The 12,895-nt window shown below is 67.1% G+C and carries 12 protein-coding genes; 5 read left to right on the top strand and 7 right to left on the bottom strand.

Translation table 11 applies throughout. From position 1 onward, the window contains the following. Positions 1 to 96: 96 nt before the first annotated feature. From fahA to ABZ909_RS27605, 3 genes are all read right to left on the bottom strand, one after another. Positions 97 to 1,275, bottom strand: coding sequence for a fumarylacetoacetase (gene fahA, locus ABZ909_RS27615; protein ID WP_357004864.1), 1,179 nt, complete (start codon positions 1,273 to 1,275; stop codon positions 97 to 99). A 55-nt stretch (positions 1,276 to 1,330) separates the two neighbouring features. After that, a complete protein-coding gene (locus tag ABZ909_RS27610) occupies positions 1,331 to 2,536 on the bottom strand; it encodes a homogentisate 1,2-dioxygenase (RefSeq protein ID WP_357004862.1) in 1,206 nt (401 codons plus the stop codon). Between the two features lie 69 nt (positions 2,537 to 2,605). Next, positions 2,606 to 3,232, bottom strand: a complete 627-nt coding sequence (locus ABZ909_RS27605) for a TetR family transcriptional regulator (protein WP_357004859.1) — start codon at positions 3,230 to 3,232, stop codon at positions 2,606 to 2,608. Between the two features lie 155 nt (positions 3,233 to 3,387). Between ABZ909_RS27605 and ABZ909_RS27600 the strand changes: the two genes are divergently transcribed. Both ABZ909_RS27600 and ABZ909_RS27595 read left to right on the top strand, forming a co-directional pair. Continuing rightward, positions 3,388 to 5,307, top strand: a complete 1,920-nt coding sequence (locus ABZ909_RS27600; RefSeq protein ID WP_357004856.1) for an acyl-CoA dehydrogenase family protein — start codon at positions 3,388 to 3,390, stop codon at positions 5,305 to 5,307. A gap of 503 nt (positions 5,308 to 5,810) precedes the next feature. Continuing rightward, complete coding sequence (locus tag ABZ909_RS27595) at positions 5,811 to 7,637, top strand: acyl-CoA dehydrogenase (RefSeq protein ID WP_357004853.1); 1,827 nt, start codon at positions 5,811 to 5,813, stop codon at positions 7,635 to 7,637. A gap of 51 nt (positions 7,638 to 7,688) precedes the next feature. Here ABZ909_RS27595 and ABZ909_RS27590 read toward each other — a convergent pair whose 3' ends face one another. Beyond that, positions 7,689 to 7,901, bottom strand: a complete 213-nt coding sequence (locus tag ABZ909_RS27590) for a hypothetical protein (protein ID WP_357004850.1) — start codon at positions 7,899 to 7,901, stop codon at positions 7,689 to 7,691. Between the two features lie 495 nt (positions 7,902 to 8,396). Between ABZ909_RS27590 and ABZ909_RS27585 the strand changes: the two genes are divergently transcribed. Then, entirely contained in the window at positions 8,397 to 9,035 is a 639-nt protein-coding gene (locus tag ABZ909_RS27585; protein ID WP_357004847.1) for a hypothetical protein, read from the top strand. On the opposite strand, the gene ABZ909_RS27580 is transcribed toward ABZ909_RS27585, so the two are convergent. From ABZ909_RS27580 to ABZ909_RS27570, 3 genes are read right to left on the bottom strand one after another with little or no spacing between them, the layout of a single operon-like run. Further along, positions 9,032 to 9,847, bottom strand: coding sequence for an exodeoxyribonuclease III (locus ABZ909_RS27580; protein WP_357004844.1), 816 nt, complete (start codon positions 9,845 to 9,847; stop codon positions 9,032 to 9,034). The genes ABZ909_RS27585 and ABZ909_RS27580 overlap by 4 nt on opposite strands. A 51-nt stretch (positions 9,848 to 9,898) precedes the next feature. Beyond that, the gene (locus ABZ909_RS27575) at positions 9,899 to 10,849 is read right to left on the bottom strand and encodes a GNAT family N-acetyltransferase (protein WP_357004842.1); all 951 of its coding nucleotides are present in this window, start codon (positions 10,847 to 10,849) and stop codon (positions 9,899 to 9,901) included. A 6-nt stretch (positions 10,850 to 10,855) separates the two neighbouring features. Further along, on the bottom strand, positions 10,856 to 11,479 hold the full coding sequence (locus ABZ909_RS27570) for a peptide deformylase (RefSeq protein WP_357004840.1): 624 nt from the start codon (positions 11,477 to 11,479) through the stop codon (positions 10,856 to 10,858). A gap of 337 nt (positions 11,480 to 11,816) precedes the next feature. Here ABZ909_RS27570 and ABZ909_RS27565 point away from each other — a divergent pair, with 337 nt between their 5' ends. Then, positions 11,817 to 12,134 carry a DUF3263 domain-containing protein gene (locus ABZ909_RS27565; protein WP_357004837.1) on the top strand — a complete coding sequence of 106 codons (318 nt, stop codon included), beginning with the start codon at positions 11,817 to 11,819 and terminating at the stop codon, positions 12,132 to 12,134. A gap of 91 nt (positions 12,135 to 12,225) precedes the next feature. Beyond that, the gene (locus ABZ909_RS27560) at positions 12,226 to 12,777 is read left to right on the top strand and encodes a LytR C-terminal domain-containing protein (protein ID WP_357004835.1); all 552 of its coding nucleotides are present in this window, start codon (positions 12,226 to 12,228) and stop codon (positions 12,775 to 12,777) included. The last annotated feature ends 118 nt before the right edge of the window (positions 12,778 to 12,895 follow it).

Raw genomic sequence — 12,895 nt, 5'->3', positions numbered from 1 at the left:
CACCCTCCGAAGTCTTCAGACGTTCGGAACGGTAACGTTCCTGACCTACCGGTCGGTAGGGTCAGTGATGATACTCATGGTCATGCTGATTGGCTATCACTCGGCTTTCACAATGCGCCCGCGCACCTCACCCAGCTCCAGGTGACCGCCCCCGATGGCGGGTGCGGTGGCCGTGATGACCACCTCGTCGCCGTCCTGCAGGAAGGTCCGCTGGACCCCGTTCAACTCGATCGGTTCGGTACCGCCCCAACTCATTTCCATCAGCGACCCGCGCTCGGCCCGCTCGGCCCCCGAGATGGTGCCGGAGGCGAACAGGTCGCCGGTGCGGGTCGACGCGCCGTTGACCGTCAGATGCGCGAGCATCTGCGCCCCCGACCAGTACATGCGCCGGAACGGGGGAGTGGAGATCACCTGACCGTTCCACTCGACGGTCAGCGTGATGTCCAGTCCCCAGGACGTGTCGTCCCGCAGATACGGCAGCGGCTCCGGATGCTGCGGCGGCAGTGGAATCCGCGCGGCGGCCAGCGCGTCGAGCGGCGTCACGAACGCCGACAGGCTGGTCGCGAACGACTTGCCGAGGAACGGGCCCAGCGGTTGCCCCTCCCAGGCCTGGATATCCCGGGCCGACCAGTCGTTCACCAGCGCCACCCCGAATACGTGCTCGGCGAACTCGCCGGTCCCGATGGGCGTGCCGAGCCGCGAGCCCGCGCCCACCACGAAGCCCAGTTCGGCCTCGATATCGAGGCGGCGGCTCGGACCGAAATCCGGTGTGCCGGAATCGTTCCGGCGCTGTCCACGTGGCCGGACGACATCCGTGCCCGACACCACCACGGTGCCCGCGCGCCCGTGATACCCCACCGGCAGGTGCCGCCAATTCGGCAGCAGCGGTTCACCGGCCGGCCGCAGCATCCGGCCCATGGCGGTGGCGTGATCGAGGCTGGCGTAGAAGTCGACGTAGTCGCCGATCTCCATCGGCAGGTCCAGCCGCACCGCCCGCACCGAATGCACCGCCGCCGCAGGCAGTTCCGCGTCGGCCACCGCGCGCACCCGCTCGCGTACCTCCCGCCAGCACTGCCGGCCCTGGGTCATGAAGGCGTTCAGACTGGGCTGCGCGAACATCGGATCATCCAGCGCCACCGCCAGATCGATGATCGAATCGCCCAGCCGCACCCCCACCCGCGGGTCCCCGCCCAGCGGGCGGAACACGCAGTACGGCAGATGCGCCGGTCCGAATCCGGAACCCGGAGGCACCTCGATACGCACCCGGCTGCTCATTTCCCCACTGCCCGATCCCATGTCACCAACCCCTGCACCGTTGCCTCACTCGGACTCAGATCCACTCGGACGGCCCTCGCCCCGACCAGGTCCAGGCATACCGCGCGTCCTCGCACGCCAGCGCGCCCTCGCCCAGCTGCAACGGGTGGAAGGTGTCCACCATGACCGCCAGCTCGTCGAAGAAATCGATGCCGATGCTGCGCTCGTAGGCCCCCGGCTGCGGCCCGTGCGCGTACCCGCCCGGATGCACCGACACCGAGCCCTGCCCGATCCCGGATCCCTTGCGCGCCTCGTAGTTTCCGCCGCAGTAGAAGAGGATCTCGTCGGAGTCCACATTCGAGTGGTAGTAGGGGACCGGTATCGACAGCGGGTGGTAGTCCACCTTGCGCGGCACGAAATTACAGATCACGAAGTTCTGCCCCTCGAAGGCCTGATGTGCGGGCGGCGGCTGATGCACGCGGCCGGTGATCGGTTCGAAGTCGGCGATATCGAAGGTGAACGGATACAGGCAGCCGTCCCAGCCCACCACATCGAAGGGGTGGGTGGCGTACACCATGCTGGTGCCGACGATCTCACCGGCGGGGCGATGCTTGACCAGCACTTCCACGTTCTCGCCGTCGATCTGTACCGGTTCGGTGGGCCCGTGCAGATCCCGCTCGCAGTAGGGCGAGTTCTCCAGGAACTGGCCGTACTTCGAGAGATATCGCTTGGGTGGGGCGATGTGGCCGGCGCCCTCGATGACATAGGCGCGCAAGGGTTCCGGGCCGTCGGGAATCCAGCGATGCGTGGTGGCGCGCGGCAGCAGCACCTGATGCCCCTGCCGCACCGGCAGGGCCCCGAACACGGTTTCCACCCGCCCCGAACCGGATTCGATATAGACGAGCTCATCCCCGACGGCATTGCGGTACAGGGCTGATTCCCGCAGCGCCGCCACATAGGAGATGCGCACATCGGCATTGCCCAGCAGCAGCCGGCGCCCGGTCACCACATCGCTGTCGCCCGGCTTGTCGCCCAGGAATAGTTCGTGCAGCTTCAGATGCCGGTGCCGCAGTGGATGATTCGGGTACAGCCGCTGCTCGGGCAGTATCCACACCGACGAATCCACAATGGCCGGAGGCAATCCCCGGTGATAGAGCAGCGAGGAATCGCCCGAGAAGCCCTCTTCGCCCATCAGCTCTTCGTAATAGAGCGAGCCCCGCTCATCCCGATGCTGCGTGTGCCGCTTGGGCGGCACCGAACCAACCTGCCGATAGAACGTCATGGCGGCCTCCCGCTGACCGATGGTCCCTTTTCCATCGTAGCCATCGGATAACGGCAGGACCCCGGATTCTCAGGCGTGGCGCAGGGCTCGATACACCGCCGCGCCGACGAACTCGCCCAGTGTGTCGGGGGTCCACTCGCCCGGATCGGTGAGCAACGTGCGCACCGCGCCCTCACCGGCCGAGACCCACAGCTCGACCAGGGCCGGCAGTTTGCGTTCGGCGTGCGCGGTGCCCCAGGCCTTCAAGGTCGGGCGCAATCGCCGGGTGCAGCGCTCCACGGCCAGCAGTCGGCCCTTGCCGAACGAATCCGCCACGGCCGGATCGGGATTGCCGTACAGCAGGCGCCAGGTGTCGGGCCGCTGGGACACCGTGTGCAGCAGGGCGCGGAAGCCCTCCACGAAGACCGCCTCGTCGGCTTCGACCCGGCGGCGCGGCAGCGTGTCCAGCACGCCCTGCACCAGGTAGTCCTCCTCGCGGCGGATGAGCGCTTCGAGGAGTTCGACCCGATCGGCGAAGCAGGCGTAGACGACCGGGCGGGTGACCTTCATGCGATCGGCCACGGCGGCGATGGTCACCGCCGCGATGCCGTCGGCGACGGCGATCTCGAGGGCGGTGTCGAGGACCTGCGGGCGACGCCGTTCGGGACCCAGATGCCGCGCGCGCTGGCGTGGTCGTATCGCCGAATCGGTGCCCATGCGCACCGACGATAGCAGCGCGCGCGGGCTGGGGACCCGCTGGTCCGAGCCGGTAACAAGATCGTTTCCTACAGCCCTGCACAAAAATGCTACATTCACGAAGGAAACAACCCGGAGGAGCCGAGGACGCCCCCGGCCGGAGGAGGCGAAGCCCCGTGAGCCAGAACCTGTTCAACCCGAAAACCTGCGAATTCACCGAATTCGACGCCGAGACCCGGCGACTGCTGCGCGCCACCGTCGACTACTTCGAGACCTTCGGCAAGATCCGGCTGCTGGCCGAGAGCCGGGACCGGGTCTGGTACGCGGACTTCCTGGACTTCATCAAGCGCGAACGGGTCTTCGCGACCTTCCTGACCCCGGCCGCGCAGGCCGGCGGCGACCCGAACAAGCGCTGGGACACCGCACGCATCGCCATGATGAGCAAGATCCTCGGCTTCTACGGCATGCAGTACTGGTACGTGTGGCAAGTCACGATCCTCGGCCTGGGCCCGATCTGGCAGAGCGCCAATGCCGAGGCCAAGGCCCGCGCCGCCGCGTTGCTGGAATCCGGCGAGATCTTCGCCTTCGGCCTCTCCGAGAAGGAACACGGCGCCGACATCTACTCCACCGACATGGTGCTGGAGCCGGAACCGCGCGGCGGCTACACCGCTACCGGCGGCAAGCACTACATCGGCAACGGCAATCTCGCGGGCATGGTGTCGGTCTTCGGCCGCCGCGCCGACAAGCCGATCATCGACTCCTCGGATTTCCTGCGGAAGATGACCGACGAGGAGTACTCGGGCTACCTGTTCTTCGCCGCCGACTCCAGGCACAAGAACTACAAGCTGCGCAAGAACGTCGTCGACTCCCAGATGTACGTCGCCGCTTTCGATCTCGACAAGTACCCGGTCGCCGAATCCGACATCCTGCACACCGGGCGGGCGGCCTTCGACGCCGCCATGAACACGGTCAATGTCGGCAAGTTCAATCTCGGCTTCGGCGCGGTCGGCGCGTGTGAGCACGCCATGTTCGAGGCGGTCGGCCACGCGTACAACCGAATCCTGTTCGGGCACCGGGTGACCGAGTTCCCGCAGGTGAAGTCGCTGTTGGCGGACAGCTACGCCCGTCTGATCGGCATGAAGCTCTACAGCGAGCGGGCCATCGACTACATGCGCTCCGCCGATGAGAACGACCGGCGCTACCTGCTTTTCAACGCCATCGAGAAGATGTCGGTCACCCGGCACGGCCAGCGGCTGTACGAGGATCTCGCCGACGTGATCGCGGCGCGCGGCTTCGAGAACGACATGTACTTCCCGATGGCCATGGTCGGCATGTTCGGCTTGCCGCGGCTCGAGGGCACCGTCCATGTGAACATGGCCCTGTCGCTGAAGTTCATGCCCAACTTCATGTTCCATCCCGCCGATGCCGGACTGGCCGCGCTGCGCTACCTGCCGGGCGCGGGCGTCGCGCCCGGGAGCGCGGTGCGCGCGGTGTCCGGGGTGCTGAGCTGGACCAGCCGTCGTGCCAGCGGCCCGGCCGCCAAGGCGGTGCCCGCGCTGAAGAGCGAATTCGCCCGGGCCGCATACGCTCCCGTGCCCACCCGCCGCGACGCCGCCGACGACGAATTCCTCTTCCGCCAGGGCCCGAGCAGCGGCCTCGGCAAGATCCGCTTCACCGACTGGCGACCGGTCTTCGAGAAGTTCGCCCACATCCCGAATGTCGCGGTCTTCCTGGAACAGGCCCTCGCCTTCCAAACCTTGCTCGCGGCCGCCACTCCGACCGCGGAGCAGCAGCAGGACGTCGACTTCCTCTTCGCCCTCGGCGAGCTGTTCACCACGCTCCCGTACGCCCAGCTCATCCTCGAGCAGGCCGAGATCGCCGGCGCCGACGAGTCGGTACTCGACCAACTCTTCGACCTGTTCGTGCGCGAGTTCTCGAAGCACGCCCTGACCCTGCACACCAAGCCGACCGCGACCAGGGCCCAACAGGTCCGCGCCCTCGATCTGATCCGCCGCCCGATCGCCGACCCCGCCCGCTTCGATCACGTATCGGCGCAGGTCGAGGCCCTGGCCGGGGTCTACGAGATGAACCCCTGACGTCGTCCGCCGCGTCCCGGCCGCCCGGGCCGCGACCCGTGGCGGGCAGTCGTCCGGTGGCCCCGTCGGCCATCGCCACATTGCCCAGGTGGATGCGCGAGACCGGCGGTTTCCGCCAGCTGCTCGACGCGGCCTACCCGCACGGCCATGGCCGCCCTGAAGAACGACCACTCGAAGCCGAAGGTGGCCGAGCAGTTCGTCGGCCGCATAGCCGGCCGTCTGCTCGAGGAGCACATGCGAGCCGGGGTTCCCGCGAATCCCGTGACCGTCCCTTCGCAGCAGGCCAAGGAACCGTACGGCCGCGGCGTCCCGGTCCAGCGCATAACGGCGGGGTTAACTTTTCGGGATTCTTCCCGGTCGGATGGGGCTTTCCGGGTAAAGAGGCGTACCTACGCTTGCGTAACAGGACAGGCGTACGGCAACCTCGCCTTGATCTTCGAGATGCTCGATCAGATCTTCCGACATCGCTCGACCAGTTCAGACTCAGCCGAGGAGGCCCTTCCGTGTCCCATTACAAGGCGAACCTACGAGACATCGAGTTCAACTTGTTCGAAGTACTGGGTATCGGGGAACTGCTGGACCAGGGCGCCTACGGCGACCTGGACGCCGACACCGCGCGGGAGATGCTCGCCGAGGCGAAGCGCCTGGCGGAGGGGCCGATCGCGGAGTCGTTCGTCGACGCCGATCGCAACCCGGTCGAGTTCATTCCGGACCAGCACACCATCATCGTGCCGGAATCGCTGAAGAAGACCGTGGCCGCGGTCAACGAGGCCGGGTACTCGGGTCTGGGCATGGCCGAGGAGATGGGCGGCGTGCCCGCCCCCAATGCCCTCATCTGGGGCATTCAGGAAATGCTGGTCGCCGCGAACAACTCGGCCTCCTTCTTCAACATGGGTCCGCTCATGCACAAGGTGCTCTTCGACGAGGGCACCGAGCAGCAGCAGAAGTGGGCCGCTCACGCGTGGGAGAACCGCTGGGGCGGCACCATGGTGCTCACCGAGCCGGACGCGGGCTCCGATGTCGGCATGGGCCGCACCAAGGCGATCCAGCAGGCCGACGGCACCTGGCACATCGAGGGCGTGAAGCGCTTCATCTCCGGCGGCGACGTGGGCGACACCGCCGACAACATCTTCCACCTGGTGCTGGCCCGCCCCGAGGGCGCCGGCCCGGGCACCAAGGGCCTGTCGCTGTTCGTGGTGCCGCGCTTCCTGTTCGACACCGAGACCATGGAACTCGGCGCCAAGAACGGCGCGCTGGTCACCGGCGTCGAGCACAAGATGGGCATCAAGTCCTCGCCCACCTGTGAGATCACCTTCGGCGGCGACATTCCGGCCGTCGGCTACCTGGTCGGTGACAAGCACAATGGCATCGCGCAGATGTTCAAGGTCATCGAGAACGCGCGAATGATGGTGGGCACCAAGGCCACCGGCGCGCTGTCCACCGGGTACCTGAACGCCCTGGAGTACGCCAAGCAGCGCGTGCAGGGCGCGGATCTGACCCAGATGGCCGACAAGAGCGCGCCGCGCGTCACCATCACCCACCACCCGGATGTGCGTCGTTCGCTGGCCACGCAGAAGGCGTACGCCGAGGGTCTGCGAGGGCTGTACATGTACTGCGCCTCGTACCAGAACGCCGATGTGGCGCAGGCCAATTACGGGGTGGACGCCCAGCTGGCGGAGAAGGTCAACGACCTGCTGCTGCCGATCGTCAAGGGCTGCGGCTCGGATCGGGCGTACGAGAGCCTGACCGAATCGCTGCAGACCCTGGGCGGTTCCGGCTACCTGCAGGACTACCCGATCGAGCAGTACATCCGCGACTGCAAGATCGACTCGCTGTACGAGGGCACCACCGCCATCCAGGCGCAGGACTTCTTCTTCCGCAAGATCATTCGCGACAAGGGCGTGGCGCTCGCGCACATCGCGGGCCTGATGCAGAAGTTCATCGACTGCGGCCCGGACCAGTTCAAGATCGAGCGCGGGCTGCTCGGCGCGGCGCTGGCCGATGTGCAGGCCATGGCGGCCACCCTGACCGGTTACCTGATGGCCGCGCAGCAGCAGATCGACGAGATCTACAAGGTCGGCCTGGGCTCGGTCCGATTCCTGTACGCCGTAGGCGATCTCGTCATCTCCTGGCGACTGCTGGAGCAGGCCGCCATCGCCCAGACGGCCCTCGATGGCGGCGCCGCCGAGAAGGACAAGGCCTTCTACACCGGCAAGGTCGGCGTCGCCTCCTGGTTCGCCAAGAACAAGCTGCCCCTCATCAGTGGCGTGCGTTCGGTCGTCGAGAACATCGACAACGACATCATGAAGCTGGACGAGGCCGCTTTCTGACCCACCCCAATCCCCCGGCCCCGCACCTGTTCGGTGCGGGGCCGGTTTGTTTCACGCCACCCGGCTCGCGGGTCCCCGGTCGCCGGGGTCTCGAAGACGGTGCCGTCCGCCCGCGGCGGGAGTGACCACGGGGATGGGGAGCACGATGGTCGGTGGTACGTCCAGCGCCGCGTGTAGGTGGGCGCTGAAAGCGTCGAGGCTGCCGTAGCGCGTGAGGATCTCGTCGAGTACCTGGTGCGCACTCGAGCCTGTCGGATTGTTCATCTCGCCCCTCCGAGGTCCGCCACCGGCCGGGGCCGGTTCTGTCCGGCATTCTGCATGAGATATTCGAACGTGTAGCTACTTTGGGGATAACTGTGAGAGTCCGCGCCGCGAGCAGTTTCGATTCGTGCCATTGGTGTGGATCTGGGCCGCTCCATCCCCAGATCGCACTACCGTCCGGTACGGGTGAACGGAGTGGGACCGGTGGCGTAGCTCGGGAGTGGCTATCTCGCCGCACCCTCGGTCCGGATCGCCTGCCCGGGCCGTCGCCGGACGGTCCCGGAACGCGGTGCCCCGCTGCACCGAACCCGAGTGGTGCACCGTGCGCGGAAAGTTGCTCGACGGCCCGGTGCATCAGCCCACAGACTCCCCGATCAACCCGGACCCCGAACGAGCTCCTGTGTGTCTTGTCGGCGAGGCGCGACTCGCCGATGTGACACGCACATTCGAAGTGTGACGGGGCCGTGAGGTGTCGTTCCCAGCGGGTACAACTACGGCATGGTCTTCCCGGTTACCTTCGGCTGGATCCAGCTGCTGCTGCTGGTGCTCGGCATCGCGGCGATCGGATTGCTCGTCACGGCCGTTCTCAAAGCGCGCAAGGTCGGGTGGCGGGTGCTGGCCGGCCGGGGCGCGGGTGCGGCCGGGCTGGTGCTCGTCGCGGCCGTGATCCTGTGGATCACCACGCTGCTGCAAACCTTCCTCGGGCTCACCGGAGAGGTGAAGGCGGCGCACATCGAGGTCAAACCCGTTGCAGGGCAGGAACACATGATGAACGTGGATCTGACCCTCTACGGTGACAAGGACCACGGCGACCAGCACAAGACCTATCAGGTCGAGGGCGACCTGTGGGTGTTGCAGGCCAATATCGTGGAACTCGAACCGTGGGTGAACGCGCTCGGCTTCAACTCCGGGTACAAGGTGACCCGGCTCTACGGCCAGCGGCTGGACGGCATCGCCACCAAGCAGAACCAGATCTTCCTCGACGGCAGCGACGCCGACTTCTTCCAGGACATGAAGAATCAGTCCTGGTACACAAGGCCTTTCGTGCGCTCGGCCTACGGCAACGCGGTCATCGCCGCCGCGGGCAGCTACGACGTCTTCATCTCCCGCGACGCCATCAAGACCCGGTCCGTCTAGTCGGCGAGCTCGGCCACCACGGGCGCATGATCGCTGGCGCCCTTGCCCTTTCGCTCCTCGCGGTACACGTTCGCCTCGGTGACCCGGGCCGACAGGGCGGGGGAGCCGAGGATGAAATCGATGCGCATGCCCTCTTTCCGGGGGAAGCGCAGCTGCGTGTAGTCCCAGTAGGTGTAGACACCGGGGCCGGGGTGGAAGGGCCGCATCACGTCGCTGAAGCCCGCCTCGCCGAAGGCGTCGAAGGCGTCGCGTTCCCGCTCGGACACGTGAGTCTTGCCCTCGAAGAACTCCGGCGACCAGACATCCAGATCGGTCGGTGCGATATTCCAGTCACCCACCAGCGCGATCCGCGCGTCCGGATCCTCCGACAGCCACTTGCTGCCCGCACTGCGCAGGGCGGCAAGCCATTCCAGCTTGTAGGTGTAGTGCGGATCGTCCAGGGCGCGCCCATTCGGCACGTACAGGCTCCACACCCGCACCCCGCCGCAGGTCGCGCCGATCGCGCGGGCCTCCACCACCGGCGCGCTGAGCAGTGATTCCCCGGCGTCCTTGTCGAACCCGGGCTGATCCGGGAAGCCGATCTCGACATCCTCGATCCCGACCCGGGAGGCGATGGCCACGCCGTTCCACTGGCTGTAGCCGACGTGCGCGACCTCGTACCCGGCCGCCTCGAAGGCCTCGAACGGGAACTGCTCGTCCTTGCACTTGGTTTCCTGCATGGCCAGCACGTCGATATCGGCGCGGTCCAGCCACGCCAGCACCCGATCCTGGCGGGTACGAATCGAATTCACGTTCCAGGTAGCGATGCGCACGAGTGGTGAACCTTTCAGAACTAGTGTCTTGCGAAAGCGAGGGGCGCGCAATCAGGGCGCGGCGTACCGGTAGCGGTGGTGTTCGACGAACCCCATCTCGTGGTACAGCGCCAGGGCCACCTCATTCTCGTCCGACACCTGCACGTACGCGTGCGTGGCCCCGTGCGACTGCCCCCAGCGGATCATCTCCGCGCACACCAGCGCGCCCAGCCCGTGCCGCCGATGCCCGGTCGCCACCGTGACGCAGGTCAGCCCCGCCCAGCAGCGGCCGTCCGGGGCCGTGGTAACCGCGACCCGGCCGATGGCCAGCGGCGACTGCAAACCCAGCGTGGCGAAGGCGACCTGACCGTCGCGGACCGCCGTCAGCACCTCCACCACCGGGGTCGACCCGAGTTCGGCGTCCCCGCCGCGATGCCGGTGCATGGACAGCCAGGCTCCGTCCGGATCCGGGGTGAAACGCACCATCGGCGGTCCGGACGGCAACGCCATGGTCTCGATATCGACGGCCAGCACCTGGGTTTCGTTCCAGCTGTGCCAGTCCGCGGGCGCGGTGGCCAGCCGGTCGGGCAGCTGGAACTGTGCGGGCAGACCGTGCGCGGCGTACCACTCACCGATCCGATGCAGGGTTTCGGTGTCCATCAAGGCGGGTCCGTCCGTACCGCCCAGCGGCACTGCGGAATTCGCGCGATTGGTGTACCCGTCCCCGGCGCGCAGCAGCCAGCCGCCGATCCAGGACCGCCGCAGGCCCGGCCAGCCGTCGGCCGTGGCCGCCTCCAGGCTGCGGATCTCGCTGGTCCGAATGGGCCTGGGCCCGAGCGGTTTCCAGGCCACCACCCGATCCCACGCGATGGAGACCACCTGGCCGTCGGCGGTGCGCACGGTCAGCGGATCGGTCCCGGTGAGTTCACCGATGACATCTGTCAGCGGTTGTGGATAGCCCGCGGGCAGGCGGTAGCGAACCACTACCCGCTTACCGATCGGCGGGAGTTCGGAATCGGTCATGCCCGATCAGTCGTCGAGATCGTCGTCGTCGTGTCCGAAGGGATCCGGCACGGTGCCCGGCACCCAGCTCAAACCCGGTTTGCCCCAGCCGTTTCGCTTGATGGACTTCTTGGCGGCCCGGGCATTGCGCCCGATCAGCACGTCGACGTAGAGGAAGCCGTCCAGATGCCCGGTCTCGTGCTGCAGCATGCGGGCGAAGAAGCCGCGGCCCTCGATCTCGACCGGTTCGCCGTGCTCGTCGGTGCCGGTGACCTTCGCCCACTCCGCGCGACCGGTGGGGAACTGCTCGCCGGGAACCGACAGGCAGCCCTCCTCGTCATCATCGGGATCCGGCATGGATTCCGGGATCTCGGAGGTCTGCAGTACGGGATTCACGACGCAGCCGCGGCGGCGGACCATCTTCGCGCCGTCGGTGTCGTCCGGGCAGTCGTAGACGAAGATACGGGGCGAGACCTCGTCCTCGTCCTTGATGATGACCTGGTTGGCGGCCAGGCCCACGCCATTGGCGGCGTCCATGGTCTCGTACATGTCCGCGATCAGCTCGGCCAGCTCCTCCGGGGCCTGCGTGACCGGAGTGGTCGCGCGGTGCAGAACCGGGTCGCCGACAATGCGAATCGGGAGAATAGCCATGCTGAGCAGCCTACTGGGCTGCTTTTTCCAAGAGATCGCCCCCTGGACACCCGCCCGCAGGTTCGCGGCCGTCTCGATTCTGGACTGCGCTCCGCCTCGCCGCGCTCGGAGCGGATACGGGAGCGAAGCGGAGGAGCGGAGGAGGGAAGAATCGAGACCTCGGGGCCGCGAACCCCGCCCCCGGGGCGAAGCGGAGGGGCAGAACAAGCACGACACGCCGGGGGGTTCGTCAGAACACGCCGATTGGCACACATCGGGACGACTCCGCCGCGTGGTTGAATGATCGGCGACGCACAAGCACCATATTCGTCTGGTGACCACTCGGCGAGGGAGCACTATGGACAGCGCAGCGGCACGCGACATTCCCGCAAGCGAGGACGGCCCTTCCAGCGAGGATGGCGTACACGGGCTTTCCCGCCGCGAGCTCGACATTCTCGACTTCGAACGCAAGTGGTGGAAGTACGCCGGTGCGAAAGAGGAAGCCATCCGTGAGCTGTTCGACCTCTCACCCACCCGCTACTACCAGGTCCTGAACACGGTCGTCGACAAGCCGGAGGCGCTGGCAGCCGACCCCATGCTGGTCAAGCGCCTGCGCCGGCTACGCGCCAGCCGCCAGAAGACCAGGGCCGCACGCCGTCTCGGTTTCCAGGTGTGAACCACCGCCGGAACGTGAAGCAGCTTCCAACACCGCGTGCGTACGCGCTTGATCCCGCGCGGGCGCCCCTTCACCCATTAGGCTCGACGCTGTGAGCAACCCGAATTCGCCGGCCGGCGGCCCGCCGCTGCGGGCCTTGGCGATGGTCCTGATCGCGCTGGCCATCGTGTTCGCCGGGCTGGGCGCGATGTCGCTGTCGAGTTCGGACTCCTCGAGCAGCAGTGCCGACTCGACCTCGCAGTCCAGCGCCGCCGCGGCCACTACCCCTGCGGCACAGCAGAATTCGGCCCAGGCCACCACCTCGCCGGTCGCGACCACCACCACGGCGCTGTCCACGACCACCACCACCGCGGCCGCGGGCGTCGACAAGACCCTTCCCGTGCGGGTTTACAACAATGGCACCGTGCCCGGCCTGGCAAAGAAGACCGGCGACCAGCTCAGCTCCGACGGGTACAACGTCACCGAGGTGGGCAACTACCCGAACGGTGTCATTGCGAAAACCACCGTGTACTACGGCAATTCGCCCAAGGAGCAGGCGCTGGCCCAGGCCATCGCCGCGCAACTGGGCTGCTCGGCCGAACCCCGGTTCCCCGGAATCTCGGACTCACCCACCGGCGTCATCGTCATCGTCACGGGCAACTGAATCGCTGTCGAGACGGCACTGAATCGCTGTTGGCAGGGCGCCGTCAGGTCGCTCGAAAGAAACCGTGCGGCCCCTCCACGGGACACACGCACGTCTCTGGCATCATCTTGTCCGGTAC

Source organism: Nocardia sp. NPDC046763 (assembly GCF_040645495.1).
GTDB lineage: Bacteria > Actinomycetota > Actinomycetes > Mycobacteriales > Mycobacteriaceae > Nocardia.
This window is presented reverse-complemented; position numbering and strand designations above follow the sequence as displayed.

What these genes read in the sequence shown, in the direction of transcription:
- fahA (WP_357004864.1), bottom strand. Translation starts at nt 1,275, where the DNA reads ATGAGCAGCCGGGTGCGTATCGAGGTGCCTCCGGGTTCCGGATTCGGA.
- ABZ909_RS27610 (WP_357004862.1), bottom strand. Translation starts at nt 2,536, where the DNA reads ATGACGTTCTATCGGCAGGTTGGTTCGGTGCCGCCCAAGCGGCACACG.
- ABZ909_RS27585 (WP_357004847.1), top strand. Translation starts at nt 8,397, where the DNA reads ATGGTCTTCCCGGTTACCTTCGGCTGGATCCAGCTGCTGCTGCTGGTG.
- ABZ909_RS27570 (WP_357004840.1), bottom strand. Translation starts at nt 11,479, where the DNA reads ATGGCTATTCTCCCGATTCGCATTGTCGGCGACCCGGTTCTGCACCGC.
- ABZ909_RS27590 (WP_357004850.1), bottom strand. Translation starts at nt 7,901, where the DNA reads ATGAACAATCCGACAGGCTCGAGTGCGCACCAGGTACTCGACGAGATC.
- ABZ909_RS27565 (WP_357004837.1), top strand. Translation starts at nt 11,817, where the DNA reads ATGGACAGCGCAGCGGCACGCGACATTCCCGCAAGCGAGGACGGCCCT.
- ABZ909_RS27605 (WP_357004859.1), bottom strand. Translation starts at nt 3,232, where the DNA reads ATGGGCACCGATTCGGCGATACGACCACGCCAGCGCGCGCGGCATCTG.
- ABZ909_RS27575 (WP_357004842.1), bottom strand. Translation starts at nt 10,849, where the DNA reads ATGACCGATTCCGAACTCCCGCCGATCGGTAAGCGGGTAGTGGTTCGC.